At 28.7% G+C, this 20,028-nt stretch carries 18 protein-coding genes and 1 tRNA gene; 12 read left to right on the forward strand and 7 right to left on the reverse strand.

Features of this window, described 5'->3' with window-relative positions:
- The first annotated feature begins 100 nt into the window (after nt 1–100).
- From TCEL_RS02470 to TCEL_RS12720, 4 genes are all read left to right on the forward strand, one after another.
- A complete protein-coding gene (locus TCEL_RS02470) occupies nt 101–1,474 on the forward strand; it encodes a sucrose-specific PTS transporter subunit IIBC (protein ID WP_018660777.1) in 1,374 nt (457 codons plus the stop codon).
- A 14-nt stretch (nt 1,475–1,488) separates the two neighbouring features.
- A complete protein-coding gene (locus TCEL_RS02475; protein ID WP_018660779.1) occupies nt 1,489–2,430 on the forward strand; it encodes an aminoimidazole riboside kinase in 942 nt (313 codons plus the stop codon).
- 5 nt (nt 2,431–2,435) lie between these two features.
- Nucleotides 2,436–3,446 carry a glycoside hydrolase family 68 protein gene (locus TCEL_RS02480; RefSeq protein WP_018660782.1) on the forward strand — a complete coding sequence of 337 codons (1,011 nt, stop codon included), beginning with the start codon at nt 2,436–2,438 and terminating at the stop codon, nt 3,444–3,446.
- Between the two features lie 118 nt (nt 3,447–3,564).
- Nucleotides 3,565–6,456, forward strand: a complete 2,892-nt coding sequence (locus TCEL_RS12720; RefSeq protein WP_018660783.1) for a bifunctional diguanylate cyclase/phosphodiesterase — start codon at nt 3,565–3,567, stop codon at nt 6,454–6,456.
- A 152-nt stretch (nt 6,457–6,608) separates the two neighbouring features.
- Here the strand turns inward: TCEL_RS12720 and TCEL_RS02490 are convergent.
- The 4 genes from TCEL_RS02490 to helD all read right to left on the reverse strand — a co-directional run bounded on the left by TCEL_RS02490 (nt 6,609) and on the right by helD (nt 9,806).
- Nucleotides 6,609–6,684, reverse strand: a tRNA-Trp gene (locus TCEL_RS02490).
- Between the two features lie 109 nt (nt 6,685–6,793).
- Nucleotides 6,794–7,084: a hypothetical protein gene (locus TCEL_RS02495; protein WP_018660786.1), complete on the reverse strand. Its 291-nt coding sequence runs from the start codon at nt 7,082–7,084 to the stop codon at nt 6,794–6,796.
- A gap of 55 nt (nt 7,085–7,139) precedes the next feature.
- A complete protein-coding gene (locus TCEL_RS02500) occupies nt 7,140–7,514 on the reverse strand; it encodes a zinc ribbon domain-containing protein (RefSeq protein ID WP_018660788.1) in 375 nt (124 codons plus the stop codon).
- A gap of 12 nt (nt 7,515–7,526) precedes the next feature.
- On the reverse strand, nt 7,527–9,806 hold the full coding sequence (gene helD / locus TCEL_RS02505; RefSeq protein WP_018660790.1) for an RNA polymerase recycling motor HelD: 2,280 nt from the start codon (nt 9,804–9,806) through the stop codon (nt 7,527–7,529).
- Nucleotides 9,807–10,273: 467 nt separating this feature from the next.
- Here helD and TCEL_RS02510 point away from each other — a divergent pair, with 467 nt between their 5' ends.
- Nucleotides 10,274–12,115, forward strand: a complete 1,842-nt coding sequence (locus tag TCEL_RS02510) for a DUF5050 domain-containing protein (protein WP_018660792.1) — start codon at nt 10,274–10,276, stop codon at nt 12,113–12,115.
- A 64-nt stretch (nt 12,116–12,179) separates the two neighbouring features.
- On the opposite strand, the gene TCEL_RS13395 is transcribed toward TCEL_RS02510, so the two are convergent.
- Entirely contained in the window at nt 12,180–12,317 is a 138-nt protein-coding gene (locus tag TCEL_RS13395; protein WP_156874025.1) for a hypothetical protein, read from the reverse strand.
- Between the two features lie 72 nt (nt 12,318–12,389).
- On the opposite strand from TCEL_RS13395, the gene TCEL_RS02515 reads away from it, so the two are divergent.
- Both TCEL_RS02515 and TCEL_RS02520 read left to right on the forward strand, forming a co-directional pair.
- A complete protein-coding gene (locus TCEL_RS02515) occupies nt 12,390–13,163 on the forward strand; it encodes a serine hydrolase (protein WP_018660795.1) in 774 nt (257 codons plus the stop codon).
- Complete coding sequence (locus tag TCEL_RS02520; RefSeq protein WP_018660797.1) at nt 13,153–14,925, forward strand: DUF5050 domain-containing protein; 1,773 nt, start codon at nt 13,153–13,155, stop codon at nt 14,923–14,925. The genes TCEL_RS02515 and TCEL_RS02520 overlap by 11 nt, the downstream gene beginning before the upstream one ends.
- Before the next feature lie 72 nt (nt 14,926–14,997).
- On the opposite strand, the gene TCEL_RS02525 is transcribed toward TCEL_RS02520, so the two are convergent.
- The gene (locus tag TCEL_RS02525; RefSeq protein WP_018660799.1) at nt 14,998–15,423 is read right to left on the reverse strand and encodes a ferritin-like domain-containing protein; all 426 of its coding nucleotides are present in this window, start codon (nt 15,421–15,423) and stop codon (nt 14,998–15,000) included.
- 128 nt (nt 15,424–15,551) lie between these two features.
- Between TCEL_RS02525 and TCEL_RS02530 the strand changes: the two genes are divergently transcribed.
- Complete coding sequence (locus tag TCEL_RS02530; protein ID WP_018660800.1) at nt 15,552–15,974, forward strand: acyl-CoA thioesterase; 423 nt, start codon at nt 15,552–15,554, stop codon at nt 15,972–15,974.
- Nucleotides 15,971–16,873: an AEC family transporter gene (locus TCEL_RS02535; protein ID WP_018660802.1), complete on the forward strand. Its 903-nt coding sequence runs from the start codon at nt 15,971–15,973 to the stop codon at nt 16,871–16,873. The genes TCEL_RS02530 and TCEL_RS02535 overlap by 4 nt, the downstream gene beginning before the upstream one ends.
- Here TCEL_RS02535 and TCEL_RS02540 read toward each other — a convergent pair.
- Nucleotides 16,868–17,392: a CYTH domain-containing protein gene (locus tag TCEL_RS02540; RefSeq protein ID WP_018660803.1), complete on the reverse strand. Its 525-nt coding sequence runs from the start codon at nt 17,390–17,392 to the stop codon at nt 16,868–16,870. The genes TCEL_RS02535 and TCEL_RS02540 overlap by 6 nt on opposite strands.
- Before the next feature lie 97 nt (nt 17,393–17,489).
- Here TCEL_RS02540 and TCEL_RS02545 point away from each other — a divergent pair, with 97 nt between their 5' ends.
- From TCEL_RS02545 to TCEL_RS02555, 3 genes are read left to right on the forward strand one after another with little or no spacing between them, the layout of a single operon-like run.
- Complete coding sequence (locus TCEL_RS02545) at nt 17,490–17,981, forward strand: hypothetical protein (RefSeq protein WP_018660806.1); 492 nt, start codon at nt 17,490–17,492, stop codon at nt 17,979–17,981.
- Between the two features lie 4 nt (nt 17,982–17,985).
- Nucleotides 17,986–18,480, forward strand: a complete 495-nt coding sequence (locus TCEL_RS12725; RefSeq protein ID WP_018660808.1) for a hypothetical protein — start codon at nt 17,986–17,988, stop codon at nt 18,478–18,480.
- Nucleotides 18,477–20,015: an alpha-amylase family glycosyl hydrolase gene (locus tag TCEL_RS02555; protein WP_018660810.1), complete on the forward strand. Its 1,539-nt coding sequence runs from the start codon at nt 18,477–18,479 to the stop codon at nt 20,013–20,015. The genes TCEL_RS12725 and TCEL_RS02555 overlap by 4 nt, the downstream gene beginning before the upstream one ends.
- Nucleotides 20,016–20,028 lie beyond the last annotated feature (13 nt).

Genomic DNA, 20,028 nt, shown 5'->3' on the forward strand with positions numbered 1-20,028 from the left:
GATACTTTGGGTCTTTTTTGTTTTGTAACAATAACCAAATTTAGTGCCCGGGACTAAATTTAAGTTTTAAAAGTCAATATAAAATTAAGGAGGGACAAATATGGATCATAGAGAATATGCTCAAAAGATAATAGAACTTGTTGGTGGAAAGGATAATATAATAAGTGCAGCCCATTGTGCAACAAGGCTTAGAATGGTACTAAAGGATGAATCAAAGGCAAACATTGAGGAGCTTGAAAAATTAGAAGAGGTTAAAGGAGTATTCTCAAATACAGGACAATTTCAAATTATACTTGGACAAGGTTTTGTAAATAAGGTATATAAAGAATTTGTAAAGCTAGCTGATCTTAAGGAATCCTCAACTAGTGATTTAAAGAAGGATGCAATGCAGAAGATGAACCCAATTCAGAGATTAGCCAGAATTTTATCTAATATATTTGTTCCGATAATTCCTGCAATAGTAGCCAGTGGACTTTTAATGGGACTTCTTGGTATGTTTAAAACCTTTAATTTAGTAAATCCTGATAGTGGATTATTTATACTAGTTGATATGTTCTCAAATGCAGCCTTTGTATTTTTACCAATATTAGTTGCCTTTAGTGCTGCAAAGGAGTTTGGTGCTAATCCATTCTTAGCAGCGGCACTTGGTGGTATAATGATACATCCAGCTCTACAAAATGCTTGGACAATAGGTGGAGGAATTGAAAAGACAATAAATGTGTTCGGATTAAATGTTGCAATGGTAGGATACCAAGGAACAGTATTACCAATACTTATAGCAGTATGGATACTTGGTATAGTTGAAAGAAATGTAAGAAAGATAGTTCCTGAGGTTTTAGATATATTATTAACTCCATTTTTAACAATAATGATTACAGGATTTATATCATTAACTGTAATTGGTCCAGTTGGTAGACTAATAGGTGAAGGAATTTCATTTACATTGAACTTTGCTTATAACAAAATAGGTGCATTAGCAGGATTAATATTTGGAGGATTATATTCAACAATAGTAATAACTGGAATTCACCATAGCTTCCATGCAATTGAAGCAGAACTTATAAAGAATGTTGGAGCTAATTTACTATTACCAATATGGTCAATGGCAAACGTAGCACAAGGTGGAGCAGCCTTTGCAGTATACTTTAAAACTAAAAATGCTAAGATGAAGTCAGTTGCACTTCCAGCAGCTACATCATGTCTTTTAGGAATTACAGAAGCAGCTATATTTGGGGTTAATTTAAGACTTATGAAGCCATTTATTGCAGCAGCAATTGGAGGTGCTTTAGGAGGAGCATATGTTGTGGCTACTAAGGTTGCAATGACAGCAGTTGGTGTTACAGGTATTCCTGGTACTGCTATTGTTCAAACTGCTTCTATGGTTAATTATTTACTTGGAATGGTTATTGCTTTTGCTTCAGCTTTTGTTGCTACTTATGTTCTAGGTTTTGAAGAAAAGCAGACAGAAATGTAAAAGTAGGTGATAAAATGAAGGGTGTTTTAACACTTGGTGAAGTATTAATTGATTTTATACCTATAGATGATAATATGACATATAGAAAAAATCCAGGTGGTGCCCCAGCAAATGTTGCAGCTGGGGTTTCAAGACTTGGAGGTAAGTCGGGATTTATTGGAAAAGTTGGAGATGATGCATTAGGAAGGTATTTAAAGAATGTTCTTGATGATTTTAACGTATCTACTGAAAATATGATTTTTACAAAAGAGGCACATACAGGTATTGTACTAGTTACACTAGATGAAAATGGAGAGAGAAGTTTTGAGTTTTATGTTAATCCTAGTGCAGACAGTCTATTAAAAGAGGATGAAATAAAAGAAGAAATGTTTGAAGGGTATGGAATACTTCATTTTGGAACTATATCAATGATAAATGAATGTTCAAAGAGAGCCACAATAAAGGCGGTGCAAATTGCTAAAGAAAAAGGAATGTATATATCCTTTGACCCTAATTTAAGATTAAATTTGTGGGAGTCTGAAGAAAAGGCCAAAAACACTGTATTTGAAATGTTAAAATACGTTGATATTTTAAAGGTATCAGATGAAGAGATTATTTTCTTAACAGGAAAGAGTGAAATAGAAGAGGGATTGAAGGATTTAATTAATTATGGAATTAAGTTAATACTTGTAACTTTGGGTAAAGAGGGTGTTTTATTAAGCTATAAAGGAGGAATAGAAAAGGTTGAAGGTTTTAAGGCTGAGGTTGTTGATACAACTGGTGCTGGGGATGCCTTTGTATCTGGTATGCTTTATTCAATTGCAAGCTGTGGAAAAAACTTTGAAGATATTACACTAGACGATATTAAATATTTTGCTAAGATTGCTAATGTATGTGGAGCTTGTGCTGTTTCAAAAAAAGGAGCTATGTCAGCACTACCTACGTTAGATGAAGTACTAGACATACTAAAGAGGTGAAAAATATGAATCTGTATGCACCAGAAGGAAAATTTTTATGGGATTTTTGGATATATGAAGAGGATGGAATATATCATTTATTTCATTTAGAAGCTCCGTTAAGTGATGATTCACATAGTAGACATAGAAATTCCTCTGTGGGATATGCTATATCAAAGGATTTAATAAATTGGGAATATAAAGGAACGGTACTTAAAGCTTCGGATTTAGAGGATGATTGGGATAGTGTTTCAATTTGGACAGGATGTACTATTAAAAAGGACGATACTTACTACATGTTTTATACATCAAGATGTAAAAGGGATGTAGCAGAGGACGGATATGTTGGACATACTCAAAGGATTGGAGTTGCAACTTCAAAGGATTTAATAAATTGGGAAAAGTATAGGGGAAATCCTATTATAGTAGCAGATGAAAGGTATTATGAAAAGCAAATGGATGCATATAACAAGCACGAGGGATGTAGGGATCCATTTGTTGTATATGATGAAGATGAAAAGATGTACTATGCGTTTTTTACAGCGAGGGATAAAAATGGACATCCTAAATATAGAGGGTGTATAGGTAGAGCAAGGTCAAAGGATTTAATTAATTGGGAAGTTATGCCTCCTGCAGCTTCACCTCATATATTCACTGATATGGAGGTACCCTCACTTCATAAGCATAATGGTAAGTGGTATATGATTTTTGCTGTAAAAAAAGAATGGTATAGTCCAGAGTATATTGAAAAAATCTATCCAATGAAGCCACAAACAGGAGTACTTTACTTTGTTTCGGATAGTTTATCAGGGGAATTTAAACCTCTTTCAGATGATATTGTATTATGTGGTAATGAAAGTGGACTATATACTGGAAGAATAATAAAATCACCTCAAGGCGAAGATGTATTTTTATCATGGCATGTTGGGGATGATGAGGGGTTTGAGAGAAACGATAAATCTTATAGATTATCCTTGCCTATTAAAGTTGAATATGATTTATATGGAAGGATGAGGTTGCAAACTGCTTTGGATTAATTCCAGAGCAGTTTTTTATATAAAAATATGTTCAAGTTCTAATTAAAACATACGATAATATAAATGTCAAAACTTGTAGTAAATTGTCGTACAATTTTGAGTATTAGGAGGGGACTCCATGTATATAAAGAGGAAACTTCCAATATTTATTGTTCTTTTAGTATCCATTCCTTTAATAGTTCTTACAGTTACAATTTATAACTATTCATCAAAACAACTTATAGAAATAAATAAAAATAAAATAAATGAAATAGTTACTGTAGAGGCAGAAAATATATCTGTTATATTAAGCATATTTTCTAGCGACATTGAGGAGATGGCAAGTAATTATAGGGTTAAAAATTATATTTTAAAAAGGGATGAAGTTTCAAAAAAAGAAGCATTTGAATTTATAAAGAATAGAAGTGAACTTTCAAATGCCCAATATTTCAATTTGTTCAATTATAATACCAAGAAAAACAATTTAAAATTCAGAACTGTTATTTTGGATACTGAAGGAAATATTTTGATTGATACAGAAAATGATCAAACGACAAAAAGTTTATATGATAGATTAATTTTAAATAAGGTATTGGAAGGCAAAATATTTATGAAGCCTATTTATAGCGATAGAAATGAGTCAAAATTATTAATAGCTGTTCCAATAATGTCTATTACCAATGACAGAATAATAGGTGTATATGCAGCATATTTTGATATGAATAAAATAGGCTTTAAATTCTTTAACTATGAGATAGGTAAAAATAGATATACTTATATTATCGATCTTGATGGTACAATATTGCATCACCCAGATAGAGAACGAATTGGTACCAAGGTTGAAAATGAACTAGTAAATAATATTATAAATAGGATATCTAAGGGTGAAAGGATAGTAGAAACAAGTGGTATATATGAATATAGAGGAACTAAAAAGTATATGGCCTGTAAATTAATGGAGTCAACAGGTTGGATTATAGTTGTTGCACAGGATTTAAATGAAGTACTGTCTGTTTCTAAAAACATTACTGTAATATCAATTATACTGCTATTTATTTTTATATTTGTTTCTATTCGATTTGCTATATATTTTTCATCAACTATAACAACTCCTCTTACTAACTTAATGAATGCAATGAAGGCTGTTGAAGAAGGAAAGCTTGAGCAACAATTTATATATAATAGGGATGATGAATTTGGAAACTTAAGCAGGGCATATAACAGCATGATAAATAGGTTGAAAAGTAATTATACAGAGCTTGAGGCACTTTATGAGGAACTTGCTGCAACTGAAGAGGAATTAAGGGCTCAATATGATATATTAATGCAGTCTGAAGAACAGTTAAGAATAAGTGAAGAAAGATATAGAATTGCCCTTGAGGCGGGAAAAAATGGTATATTTGAATGGAATATAGATGATGATACTTTATTTTTATCAGAGCAATTTAAATCAATGTTGGGATATAATTTTAAGGATATAAAAATGAGTGAGTTAATGGAAAAGATAGTATTGGATGAGGACAAGGAGCCATTACGCAGAGCCTATCGTGAGCACTTAGTTGGTTATAAAAACTGCGTAGAATGTGAGATAAGGGTTAAAACAGGATATGGACTTGTAAGATGGATGTTTGTAAAGGGTAAAATTATAAGTGGAGTTAGAGGTGCTACCAAGATTTTAGCTGGGGCTATTATGGATATAACAGAAAGAAAGGAATATGAAGAAGATATAAAATATTTGGCATATTATGATACACTTACAGATTTACCTAACAGAAGATATTTTATAGAAGAGCTTGAGAAGGAATTAAATAATATAAAAGACAAAAAGATTGCTGTATTTTTACTTGATCTAGATAACTTTAAAAAGGTTAATGACACATTAGGACATGATAAAGGTGACGCCCTATTGAGAAAAGTAGCATCAATTCTAAAGAAATATGAAAGCCAAGAGGTATTTATTGCAAGGTTTGGTGGAGATGAATTTTTAATACTTGTAAGAAATATACATGACATTAAATATTTAAAGAGGCTTGCAAAGGCAATAATTGATGATCTTAAGGAAGGAATAGATGTATTAGGTAAAAATATATATACAACAACCAGCATAGGAATTACTGTTGTTCCAGATGATGGCGATAATGTAAGAGATATAATTAAAAATGCTGATACAGCAATGTATAAAGCCAAGGCTGAAGGAAGAAATACCTATATATTTTTTAGCAGTGAAATGGTGGAGGAACTTGAACAAAAACTAGAAGTAGAAAAATTACTGTTAGAATGCGTAAAAAATAGAGGATTTAAACTACTATATCAACCACAGGTTTGTTCAAGGACAGGTAGAGTACACTCCTTTGAGGCTTTAATTAGAATTAAGGATAGTAATATCTCTCCAGCAAAATTTATACCAATAGCAGAAGAGTCTGGTATGATAATTGATATAGGATATTTTGTATTAGAGGAGGCTGTAAAGCAAATAAGAGATTGGATTGATAGAAATGTTGATGTAAAACCAATTGGGGTAAATGTATCAGCAGTACAGCTTAGGGATGAGAATTTTACAAGAAGGGTTATAGAGATAATTAACAAATATAACATAGATCCAAGTTTAATAAAACTTGAAATAACAGAAAGTGCACTAATGGAGGATAAGGAAAGAAATATAGAAATAATAAAGGGATTAAAGGAAAAGGGAATTCAAATAGCTATAGATGACTTTGGTACAGGATATTCATCCCTTAATTATCTGACCTTTATTCCTGCAGATTATATTAAAATAGACAAGTCCTTTATCGATAAAATGTTTGCAGACGAAGGTAAAAAGCAAGTTTTAGATGGTGTTACCTTCTTAGCACATAAGCTGAACTTAAAGGTTGTAGTAGAGGGGATAGAGGATAGAGAACAGTTTAAATACCTAAAGTCAATGGGATGTGACTTTATGCAGGGTTACCTATTTAGTAAACCTGTTGAAAAGGAAGAAGCAGAAAAACTATGTAGCTACATCTTCAAAGAGTGCCACCCAAGTGAAATGTGACATTATCCATTTTATGGATACACATTTCACTTTTTTTATACAAAAACAGGTTTTCTTGCTATGACTGTGTTTCCGTATAATTGTATTTATTCTAATGTTAAAAAGTATGCTGGGACAAAACAAATAAGGCCTAATCTTTCGATTAGGCCTTATGGCAGGGGCAGTAGGAATCGAACCCACAGCCTACGGTTTTGGAGACCGTTGCTCTACCAATTGAGCTATACCCCTTCGACATGTTTTATTCTATAATATATTTTGGTTTTTGTCAACACTAAATTTTAAAATTTTTAAAGCCATGCTCAAAATTTAGCATGGCTTTATTTACGTATAGTCATTACTAGTATTGCTTTTTATCATCCAGTCTACTCATAGCTTCGTCAAACAGAGCCTGAACCATTTGTGCAAATTGATCAGGGGTAATTACAGCCTTAACAAAAGCAGGCAATTTATCATATTGTGAAACTACGTAATAGAATTTCTTTTTTCCTTCATAGAGTGCCATTTCTTCTGCTTTCTTTTCTGCGTATAGCATAAACTCTAAAGCCAGTTTTTTAGCATATTCCCTGTTAATAAAGTAGTAGATAATTATTATAGCAATAACTGTAAAAATTCCCCAAAGTTCAGGCATAGAACCCCCTCCTTTTTATTACATTATATGAGGGAGTTATCAAGAAAGTGCCTTTTTAGTGCAATTTTGTTCCACAGTATGGGCAAAATTCAAAGCTAGGATGTATTAAATTTTTGCAGTTAGGACAAACACCTTCATTGTACCCCATATTGATTTCTATTAAATCTTTTTCTTCAATATCATTTTGAAGTCCTTTTTCTATATTCTTACCTATGCTATGTGGTACTTCAAATAGTCTATTACAGCATCTAGATACTGCATAATAGTTTTCATTAAATTTGAAAAGTTTAATAAAGAAAAAATGAAAGTAAGAATATGTTTTATAAAGTCTATATGTTGTATACTGACCACATGATTTACATATTTTAGCATTAATATCCCTTATATGTTCTTCCTTATTTTCGATGCCGAATATTCCTATAAAGAACATAATCCTTCCCCCTTAATTACAGCTTACAAACTTAAGCATATCACAAACTTCGCCTATTGAGTAGATACAAAGTTTATGAAGTGGTCTTGTCAATGCTACATAAAGGAGTTTTATATCTAGTTCATTATTTTGATATAAAGAAGAGCTTGCATTAGGAATATATACAGCATCAAATTCTAATCCCTTGGATAAATATGAAGGTACGACAACAAGTTTAGAAGAATAATCCTTTTCGTTTCCTGTAATTAGACTAAACTTGTATCCTTTAATTTTAAGCATTTTGTGTATTTCCTTGCATTCTTCTAGTGTTTTACCTATTATAGCGATACTTTTTATATTGGAATTTTTTAATGCTTCTAGATCAGAAGCTATATTTTCTACAACATCTTTATATGAATTTACTTTTTTAATTTGAACCTTATCTCCATGTCTTATAACAGGTTTGGCCAACTGAATTTCTGATTCTTTTAAATATGATATAACTTTGTTAGCCACATCCATAATTTCAATACTTGTTCTATATGTCTGTTCTAGGGTTAGATAGTTAGCAGTATTATTAAAGACCAATTCCTTTATATCATTCCAATTTCTAACTCCTCTGTAGTAGTGTATCCCTTGATTTAAGTCACCTAGTATTGTAAAGGAGCTGTCTTTAATTATATTTTTAAGCACATGAAGTTGAAGCACACTAAAATCCTGTGCCTCATCAATGACAATATGTTTAACTTTGATTTTTTCACTTAGCCCTAATGTTTTATATTTTATATATAATAGAGGTGCCAAATCTTCATATTCGAATAAGTCGGATTTTTTATTTTCAATATAGGTACTAATTAAATATTCATAGGCATCATTACTAATATAATTTAGTGCATTCTCTTTAAACATATCACTTAATAAAAATTCATCGTAATATTCAAAGGCGGTTTTGATCTTAATGTGTTTTATATAATTGGATGCTCCTGATTTTACAAAATCATTTACTTTTCCAATTAGTTCATCCCTTTTGTTATAGGTTTCAGTAATTTTAGCTTGACGTTCTTTTAGATCTAAAATACTATTTTTTATTTTACTAATTTCAACATCGCATATTTTATTTAACTTTTCAATCAGCTCATCCTTTTTTAATTTTGCTCTGTTTTGTAGATGCTTCTTAATTTCATTAAGTCTTTTTGCAAATGGTAGGTCAGAATAGTTTTTAAGGAAAAGCTCATTAATTTCATTATGAGAAAAGAGTTCGATTTTACCTATTTTAAAGGATTCATCTGGTATTAAATTATATTCTACTTGCTTTAAATATTTATCAAGTATATCCCAAAACTCCTTTGATGTTTTAAATTTTAATGCCTCTACAATTATATTTTTTTGTTTTTCATCTTTTAAATTTACTAATAGAGATAATGTATTGTTAACATCCTTAAGTTTTATTTTCCTTTCTAGTACCTCAAATGCAAATTCTTCGAATGTAGTTTGCTTAACTCTGTTTACACCAAGTTCAGGTAAAACCTCTGATATATAATTTAAAAACAATTTATTTGGTGCAATAATCATGTAGTTTTCTGGAACAAAGTCTTTATCGTAGTTGTAGATTAGATAAGCAATTCTATGAAGGGCTATTGTTGTCTTACCACTTCCTGCAACTCCCTGTACAATTAGAGGCTTCCACATATCGGCACGAATTATCCTGTTTTGTTCCACTTGAATAGTAGATACAATGTCTTTTAGTCTATTGTCTGCATTAGCACTTAAAAAGGCCTGAAGGAACTCATCGTTTGTGGTTATATCTATATCCAATATATTACGAAGCTTTCCTTCTTCAATGGTGTACTGCCTTTTTAGATGTATTTCTCCATAAATTTTTCCATCAGGACAAACATAGTGGGCTTTCCCAAGGCGACCTTCATAGTATAAGTTGGCAATTGGAGCTCTCCAGTCAATTATATATGGTTTAAAATTTTTATCATCAAGAACGCACATTTTTCCAATATAAAGCTTTTCTCTATTTTTTGAACCATCTTCTGTAAAATCAACTCTTGCAAAGTAAGGTTTTTTATGGGCATGTTCTATCTTCTCAAGTTTTTCTTCTAGTGTATCGGAGAGCTGAGTATTTATAAGCATACTTATATAGGGATCACTACTGTCATCCTTTGGATCACCTATTCCTTTAGAGAGTTCTTTGGTTAAAATAGCCTTTGTAGCAAGTAGTCTTTTATGATGTATTTTAAGGAAGGAAAGAATAAAGTCTAAATATTTTAATTCTTCTTGAAAATCTGGATGTTTTTCTATAGGCATAAAAACACCTCCTTGGATTTTTATAGGAGGTCCTTGAAAACCACGTAGTATTATTCTAATTTATTTTTAATTATAAGTAAATATCATTTCCTGGGAAATATTCTTATTTTATGGCGAAAAAATAGGTTGAGAAGCTATGTACATGAATAACATAAAAGTTGCAAATATAGAAAACTGAACAATAGTTAAACATAATTTGACTTTTCTATCATCCAGTTTTAATTTAAGTATTTGAAAAATACATATAAATGTCAAGAAAAATAAAATCAAATTACTCATGTTACCCACCCCTTTATTTTCAAATATATTAAAAGTATAGTCTAAGTATTTAAATTTTATTCTTTAAATTGTTTAAAATTTATATTTTTGATTTGAGATTTTATACATATCTATAATTTTTTAATAATTTCTTAACGTAAATATTTGGATTTTATTATAATATGTGTAATAGATGAAGGAGGTGGGTTATGGAAAATAAAGGGAAGGGGATTGAGAAGGTTTATTATATTGCTGCGATACTTTTGATTATAGTTTTTTTATTTAGCTTTTTTATAAGGGATTTGTCTTCATATTTTGGACCAAAGGTAAGAAAGGCTATGGAGGTTATAAAATTTAATGTCCTAAATGTAGAAGAATATTATTCAAGTTTAGAAAAAAAGGAAGTTATGGTAGGAGATACAATTTACTTTTCACCAAGAGGTTTTACAGATAACTTTTCACTTTATGCATATAATACAGTGAATAAAAAATTAGATAGAATTACAGATGATTGGGTTAATAGAGTTGAAAGCTATAAGGACAGTATTTACTTTTTAGATGCCAAAAATATGCTATTTAGAATAAAAATCAAAGATAAAATAATTGAAAAAATTTTAGATAACTGTAGGGATTTTCAAATAAGCAATGATAAGATTGTATATATTGATACCCAGACTTTAAATGTAAATATATATAATTTAGAGGATAAAACAAAAATTGACTTAAAAATTCAACCTCAAGGATTTTTATTTATGAATGATTTTATCTACTATTTTTACTTTTCATCAGGTGATAAAAATTCAATATTTAAACTTGATATAAATACTAGAAAATATGATGTATATACTGTAAATGGTAATATATTAGGGTTGATGTATTATAATGGAAAATTTTATGCACAACATGGAACTGATAGGATTGCATGTTATGATGATAAATTTGAAAAGATTTGGGAAGTAGGTACACAAGGTGAGTATAAGTTACTATCAAAAATTATTAAAGATAAAATTTATTTTTATGCTGAATCTAATGGGTTACAGGGGTCAGTTCTTATGAGTATAGATTTAAATGGTAAAAATATAAAAAAGGAGATGATCGTAAAAAACAACTCCTTTAGTAATTTTGAATATGTTTGTGAAAATAATAAAAATTATATTTTTGATATAAAAACTAACAAAAGATATGAATTACCTGATATTAAATCACATGTATTTTATTTTCCAATTAAGAAGCAGATAAATGCATTGCAGGGCTACAAAATGGTTAAAACAGGAAATAAATTTTATTATATAGATAGTGGTATAAATTTTAATCAAGGCAGTTTGGTTGAGTACGATTTTGCTAATAAAACTAACAATGTATACAATACCAACTTATATCTTAATGATATTAAGTTTATAGAAGGTAACTTATTTGTAACAGCAGGAAAGCTATATAATTTTGACCTAGAGGAGAAAAAGACAAAACTAATTTCAAATGTATTTGTAGATAAGATATTTACAAATGGAGATAACATATATGTTTCAACATTTGAAAACTTATATAAAGTTGATGATAGAGAATTAATAAAGATATTGGATAAAGTTAGAATTGTATTTTTTAATGAAAATAAAATATATTTTTATCCAAAAATAGGAGATGTGTATGATGTTACAAAATTAAAAATTTTAGATCTTAATACAAATAAAACAAGTGAATTAAGTATTGATATAGATCTATTTAATTTAATTTATATAGATGACGAATATGCAATATATACACAGGGGAATGATATACTTGCTTATGATTTAAAAAAAGGGGTAAATAAAATATTGTATAAAGGAGCCGTTTTTATTGAAGGATATCTTTTAAGCAAAGATAAACTCTTTTTAAAAATAACAGATGATCAGGGTAAAAATAGTATAAACTGTATCTATTTAGACTCGATAAGTTGTAAAACTTTAGTTAGGGAAATTGGATACATTAATTCATATTTATATGATGAAGATCATAATAAAATATATTATACTATTTCAAATTATCTAGATGTTCTAGAAGTAAAATTAAAATAAAGCCTATGAGAGGATTTCAAAAGTTAAATTACTTATGAAATCCTCCATAGGGCTTTTAAATGATTTAATCCTCATCAATTTTTCCTTCAGCCTTTAATTTTTCCTTTATAAAATCAATTCCAGCACCAATTCTATATCTTTTAGACATTGTAGGAAGAGCCTTGCCTACTATACCTTTTCTACTTTTTCTTACCATAAACATAGCCTCCCTTCTACTTATATTTTGAGTTAAAATATTAATAATATAACTGAAATAATTGGAAGAGGTGGTTTTATGAAGAATGTTTTAGATTATATAGATAGATTAAACTGTTCTGTTGGGGTTTATTATAAGGAGTTAGAAACACAGTATATGTTTGAATATAATAGCGATAAAATTTTTCCTTCTGCAAGTACTATAAAGGTTCCTATTCTTTTAGCTCTGTTTAACAAGGTATTGAAGGGAGAGATAGATTTAAATAAAAGAATTAAGATCCAAAAAGACTATACTGTCTCTGGAGCAGGAATTGTATATTTATTAGATGAAAACAACACATATACATTACTTGATTTAGCTAAGTTAATGATTGTTTTAAGTGACAATACCGCAACAAATATAATAATTGATTTATTAGGATTTGAATATATAAACAAATACTTTAAAGAAATAGGACTTAATGAAACTATACTTCAAAGAAAAATGATGGATTTTGACAGAAAAAGGTTAGGATTTGATAACTTTACAAGTGCAAGGGATTTAGGATTAACCTTTTATAAGTTATGTAAAAAAGAAGTACTAAACCCATATTACTGCAACTTGGCAATAGAAATTCTAAAGGAGCAGAAATTAAAGGGTGGACTTGATAGATATTTAGGCAATAAATATGAAATAGCACATAAAACAGGGGAGCTTAACAATTTAGAACATGATTGTGGTATAGTGTTTAAAGACCATAAAACATTTATAGTTGTGATTTTAACAGAAGGAGAGGAAAATTACATTTTAAAGGATGTTATCGGTAATATAACATCAAAATTAATAAAAGGAAGTGATTTAAATGAAAAATAATAGCACTTCGAAAAAGTTTGAAAGAGTTTATTTAGTATTTGCAATAATTTTGGTTTTAGTTTTTGGAGTTAGCTTGTTTTGGTCAAATTTAAAAAGGATTTTTAGACCTAAAACTATAGATTTTATATCAAGTAGTGATAATTTATCAGTATATACAAAAGATAGTATTTATATGAATACAATACTTTTTTCCGATATTGTTGGACTCTATAAAATAAACACATCTACAGGTGATACAAAGGAGCTTGAATTAGATAATGCATATAATATATTTAAAAGTGGCAACAACATTTATTATCTAAGCCAAAAAACTTTATATAGATTAGATGAAATAACAAAAAAGAAAGAAAAACTTTTAGACTATGGAATAGAAAGCTTTAAGCTATGTGGAGAAACTATAATATATAAGGATGAATTAAATAGACTTTACAAATACGACATTAAAAACAAAAAGTCAGAATATATAATTTCTGCACCCAATTTATATGTGGTAGACAATAAGCTTTATATGTACTATACAACAAAACAAATAGTTGAAAGGGACTTAGAGACAGATCAGATTAAAACATACAATTTAAATTTCCCAATAAGGCTATTAAGCTATTATAAAGGATACTTCTATGTTATAAACGAAGAAAAATCTCAAATTGTAAAATTAGATAGGGAGTTTAAAGTTATAAAGGAGTTGCTTACAGATCCAAATTTAATAGAGTTTTTAATAATAGATGAAAGGATATTTACATTAGATTTTGAAAAACCCGATGTATGTACATTATATAGCTATGATTTAGATGGTAATGATAAAAGGCTAGAAAAAGATAATGTTTATATGAAAATATTTGATAAGTTTATAATAGAAATTAAAGGCAATAACCAATATTCACTATATGATTTAAAGAAAAAACAAAATATAGATCTAAAGGGTTTAAAGGAGAGAATTTATACTAAGTTTGAAATTAAAAACTCAAGAAACATTAATGGTTTTCAAATGACTAAAGTTAATGATGTTTATTATTATAGAAGTCATGATGAACTTTTTAGCTACGATTTAAAAAGTGATAAAGTAAATAAGAGTATAGCTAAGGGTGTTGAATTTATTAATGGTTTTTATGGTAATGTTTTTTACAACAAAAATGGTTTATTATACTTCTATGATGGGTCTGAAAAGATTTTTGCAAATCTAAATATATCAGATATAGATGTTGAAGGTAAAAATATGTTATTAAGGACATCAAGGGGTATATATTTATACAACATCGAAACAGGTCAACTTAAAAAGATAGATGACTCTATAATATTTGCAGAACTAGAGGATGATAAAATATATTATATTAAATTCAATTCATATGTAGTTTTATATGAGTATGATATAAAATTAAACAAATTAAACGAATATAGATTAAACGTAAAAAACTTAATGATAGATAGCTTTAGAATTTATAAAGGAAATATGATATATTTTGAATATGATAAGTTGTATAGGTATGATATAAAATCTAATAAAAAATTTTTAGTAGCATCTCTAACAGATGTTGTACCAGCCTATGTTGAGAATGATAAACTATATTTATACACAATAGGAGGTTTAAATACAAAAATTTACGAATTGAGTTTATCTAATTTTAAACTAAAGGATTTATGTACCATAAATAAAGCAGACATGAAGGGTATAGAAGGATTTATATATGATAGAGATATCAACAAGTTGGTAGTTAAGTATTTTGGAGAAGATAAATTAAGCTTCATTGATATAAAAGAATAAACCAAAATAATTTATGAAAATAAAAATGCCCCGTAAATAAAAAGTTTCATGGGGCATTTTTATTTTTATAAATCATATTTTTTCCTTTCTATTTTTAAGTACCAACAAATGTCCTTTTGATGAATCTCTTAGCTTTTTAAATACCTCTTGAACATCTTCAGGAAGACTATGGGATAAAAACCTTTCATACATTTCAATGTTTTCAATTTCTGCATGAATTCCATATTCAAGAGCCTCATCTAATGAAGAGGGCATTTTAAGAAATTCATATGATCTATCTTCTGGAATTGGAATATTATATTTTTGAAGGAGTTCCTTTAACCAATTTATATGATGAACTTCTGAGTTAATAATGCTATTGAAGGGTTTTTCATCTCCTAATGATTTAAGTGCAAGCTCATATTCTGTTCTTGCAAGGTACTCATCTTCTATAGCATAAATTAGCATCTTTTCAAGTGTTAAATCGTTATCTAGCTTTGATCTTATTGCTCCATACATAATATCACGCTCCTTGTGTTTAATTATATAAATTATATAAAATTTTGTAAATTTATATTGTAAAAGAAATTTTGTTATGTTTTTTTAACAACAAATATGATAAATTATATATTGAAGGGAGTGATAAGATGAAGGCACAATTTAGAGTAAGATATAAAGAAACTGATAGAATGGGAATTGTATATCATTCCAATTATGTAGTTTGGTTTGATGTTGGGAGAACCGAGCTTTTAAGAAGTCTTGGATTTAACTATAGGCATTTAGAGGAAATAGGCTTGATGTTACCTGTAATTGAAGTAGAGGTTAAATATAAAAGCCCTGCCTATTATGATGATTTGATCCAGATTGAAACATGCATTTTGGAAGTTTCTAGAGTAAAGGTAAAGTTTGGATATAGGGTATATAGGGATGAAAAAATTTTAGCAGAAGGCTATACAGTACATGGTTTTACAGATAGCAATTTAAAACCAATTGCATTAAACAAATTTAATCCTGAGCTATATAATATTTTATTAAATAATGTAGTAAGTAATTGGGAGGATAAGAGATGAATGTAATTGTGACTCAGGTTATGGTTCTTTTCTTAATTATGGTTGTTGGATATATATCAAGAAAAAAGGGATTTCTAAATAAGCAAGTAAATAGGAGTTTATCAGAGCTATTGATAAATGTTACTCTGCCTTTTATGATTATTTCTTCATTTAACTTTAACTTTTCAAGTGATATGTTAAATATAGGTGTTAGGTTATTTCTTACTTCAATTATTATACATGGTGTGCTTTTTGTTTTAGGAAGGTTTATTTATAAAAAATTTGAAGAGGATGAGGCTAAGGTTCTTTGGTTTATTACAGTGTTTTCAAACTGTGGATTTATGGGATATCCAGTTGTTGAGAGTATATATGGTAAAATAGGGATGTTTTACGCAGCATTATTCAACATACCCTTTAATGTACTCATGTGGACAGCAGGAGTATTTATATTTTCAGGAAGAGGCGATAAAAACAGCTTAAAAAAGGCTCTTTTAAACCCAGGAATTGTTTCAGTTTTAATTGGGCTTATGATTTTTATTTTTTCAATAAAACTACCTCTTCCAATAATAAAAACTCTAGAATTAGTAGGTTCAATGACCACTCCTCTTTCAATGATTATAATAGGTTCTACATTAGCTGATGCTAAAGTGAAATCAATATTTGAAGGACACTCAGTCTATGTTGGTACAGTTGTTAGGTTGATTTTAATTCCACTTGTAGTTCTTTTCATTTTAAAAGGGGTTGGAGTAAAGGAGTTTTATTTAAGTATACCTGTAATAATTACCTCGATGCCAGCAGCTGCAAATACAGTTATTATGGCAGAAAAGTATGGAGGAAATTCAGAATATGCTTCTAAGGTTGTATTTTTATCAACTATAATTTCTGTTATAACCATTCCTTTAATCTTAATGCTTTTATAGTATTCCTAAGTCCCTTTTAATTTCTAAAAGTCCCTTTGAAGTTATGTTTTCTTTTGGTATTTCAAGTAATCCTGTTATTCTTTCTAAAGCCTCAATATTTGGGGCTTCTATTTCTATATAAGGATATGGAAATACAGATTTATCCCAAGTGTCAAATTCAATTAATACATCTTCTAAAATATAGCTTTCTCTATATTTATCCTCTCTTTTATAGTCTTTAAATCCAAGTTCTTTTAAAAATAATAGACATTCATTAAAATCTGAAACCTCAAATTCGTGTTCAATGTTTTGACGAACATTTTGTAATTTAAATATCTTTTTTATACATAGTGTAATTTTTTTTCTATTGTTTATAAGGTCTTCAATAACTCTTATTCGCACATATCCATTTTCTTCCTTGAGGCTAAAGAAATAGTTTTGCTGATTTTCCTGCTTTATTTTTTTTGCACCTAGTTTACCTAGTTTTTTCTTTACCATATCAAAATCAATATTTAGTACTTTTACTTCTATCTCCTTCAATTTTTTATACCTCCTAAAATGAATATGGAATTTTTTTTAATAATGATGTAAAATAATATTAATATTTTTAATAATTATTTAGTAAGGGTGCAGAGATATGAAGAAAAAGATTTATTTTTCATTATTAACAGGATTTATAATTTCATTAACATTATTAATATCGCAAAAGATAGAATTATTTTCAAGTATGAATTTATTGTTTGTTTTTATAGCAACTTTTATTGTCTCTGTTCCATTAAAAAGATTGGGAGTAAGTTATGGATTTATAAGCTATTTTTTTGCATTAGTTTTGCTCTATTTATTTAACTTTGATAAAAAGTATTGGCTAATATATAGTTTTGTTGGCATATATCCTATTATAAACTATTTTATTGAATTTTTTACCTTAACCATAAGCGGTAAAAAGGTTTTTAAATTCATATGGTTTGATTCAATTATTATTTTAATATATTTGTTATATGGAAATGTATTAAATTTAAATGTTACGAAAAACAGTAAAATTATTACAATATTTTTATTTATGTGCATACAAATTTTGTTCTATTTATATGATATAATATTTACTAAGATTGTTAAGTTGGGGAGGTAAATATATGGACAAATTTTATGAACAGCTTTTGGGAACAACAATAAGTAGTACCTATAAGTTACTAAATATATTGATGTATGTTTTAATAATTATTGGGGCTTTATTGTTTGTTTTAGCAACCCTTACTTTTAATTTTAAGGTGTTTGCATTAGTTTTGCTTGTATTTGCAGGTGCTTATTTAGTTATGATTTTAAGGGACAAGCAATATAGTGAATATGAATATATATTTACAAATGGAAATCTTCAAATAGATGTTATATATAATCAAAAAAGAAGAAAAACCCTACTTGATTTAGATGTAAAGGAATTTGAAAGTTTTGGAAAAGAAGGAGACATAAAAATACCTCAAGGGGCACAAATAGATGTGTATATTCCTTGGGATTACAAAGAAGATAGATATGTATTTTTATATAATGGAGGTAAAAGGGCAGCTTTTATTTCTCCAAATGAGGAGATGTTGAAATTAATAAATCTATATTTTAGGGGGAAAAGAGTATGAAAAGGAGAATATGGTTATTTATATTGACATTAATAACCCTTATATTTAGTGTGGGTTGTTTTTTTGACAAAGAGCAAACGATTGCACCAAGAAAGAAACAAGATGGACTTGTTGTGTACCAGATATTTGTAAGGTCATTTTATGATTCAGATGGAGATGGTATAGGTGATTTAAATGGAGTTACCAAAAAACTTGATTATATTAAAAGCTTAGGAGTAAACGCTATATGGTTAAATCCAATTTATCCATCTCCAAGTTATCATGGATATGATGTAACAGATTATAAAGATATAAATAAAGAATTTGGAACAATGCAGGATTTTGAAAATCTAATAAATAAGGCACATGAAAATGGAATAAAAGTCATTCTTGATTTTGTTCCAAATCATACAAGCAGCAAACATCCTTGGTTTGAGAAGGCATTAAAAGGTGATAGGAAATATAAGAATTATTATATATGGTCTAATAAGGATACAAATTTAAAGGAGCTGTCAGGAATAGGACAGAAGGCTTGGCATACAAAAGATGGACAAAACTATTATTATGCTACCTTCTGGTCTGAAATGCCGGACTTAAACTATGATAATAAAAAGGTTAGAAAGGAAATAAAAGAAATAGCAAAGTTTTGGTTGGATAAAGGAATTGACGGATTTAGAATAGATGCAGCACTTCATGTTTACGAAGGCAAAAGATATAAGGATACAGTAGCATGGTGGCAGGAGTTTGCAAACTATGTACGTAGTATAAAAAATGACGTATATATTGTTGGTGAAGTTTGGGATTCAGAAGGTAAGATTGCACCATTCTTTACTGCTTTTGATTCATGTTTTAACTTCAATTTAGCAGAAAAAATTATAGAAGCAGTTAATACAGGATTTTCAACTAAACTTTCCCCAAGAATTAAAAACTGCTATGATACTTATAAGGCTGAATATAAAGATTATGTTGATGCACCTTTTTTAACAAATCATGATATTGATAGAGTTATGTCTAGATTAGATAGTGTAGAAAAAAATAAAGCAGCTGCAGTAATATATTTAAGTTTACCAGGAAATCCTTTTATATATTATGGTGAAGAAATTGGTATGAAGGGTTATAAACCAGATGAGGAAATTAGGGAACCTTTTAAATGGTATAGGGTTTCAGGTGAAGGGCAAACAAAATGGGAAATGATAAAGCATAATGTAGGGGAGTACTCTCCATCGGTAGAGGAACAGGATAAGGATGAAAATTCACTTTTAAACTTCTATAGAGATTTTATAAAATTTAGATTAAATGATGAAGTAATGAAGCATGGAGACATAGTTCCTTTTGATATAAATCCACTTGTTGCATCATTTATAAGAGAATATAATGGAGAAAAGAGACTTATTATAGTCAACATCAGAGAGGAAAATATAACTATAGATAAGGATTTATTATCTAAGAATGGTTTTGAAAAGATTATAAAGGGTAAAGCTGAAGATGTAGTAGAAAATGGAATACAGAAGTATCAAATAAAACCATACGAATATATAATATTATCCAATAAGTAAAAGTATATGTAAA

The sequence above is a fragment of the Thermobrachium celere DSM 8682 genome, from assembly GCF_000430995.1.
Classification (GTDB): domain Bacteria; phylum Bacillota; class Clostridia; order Clostridiales; family Caloramatoraceae; genus Thermobrachium; species Thermobrachium celere.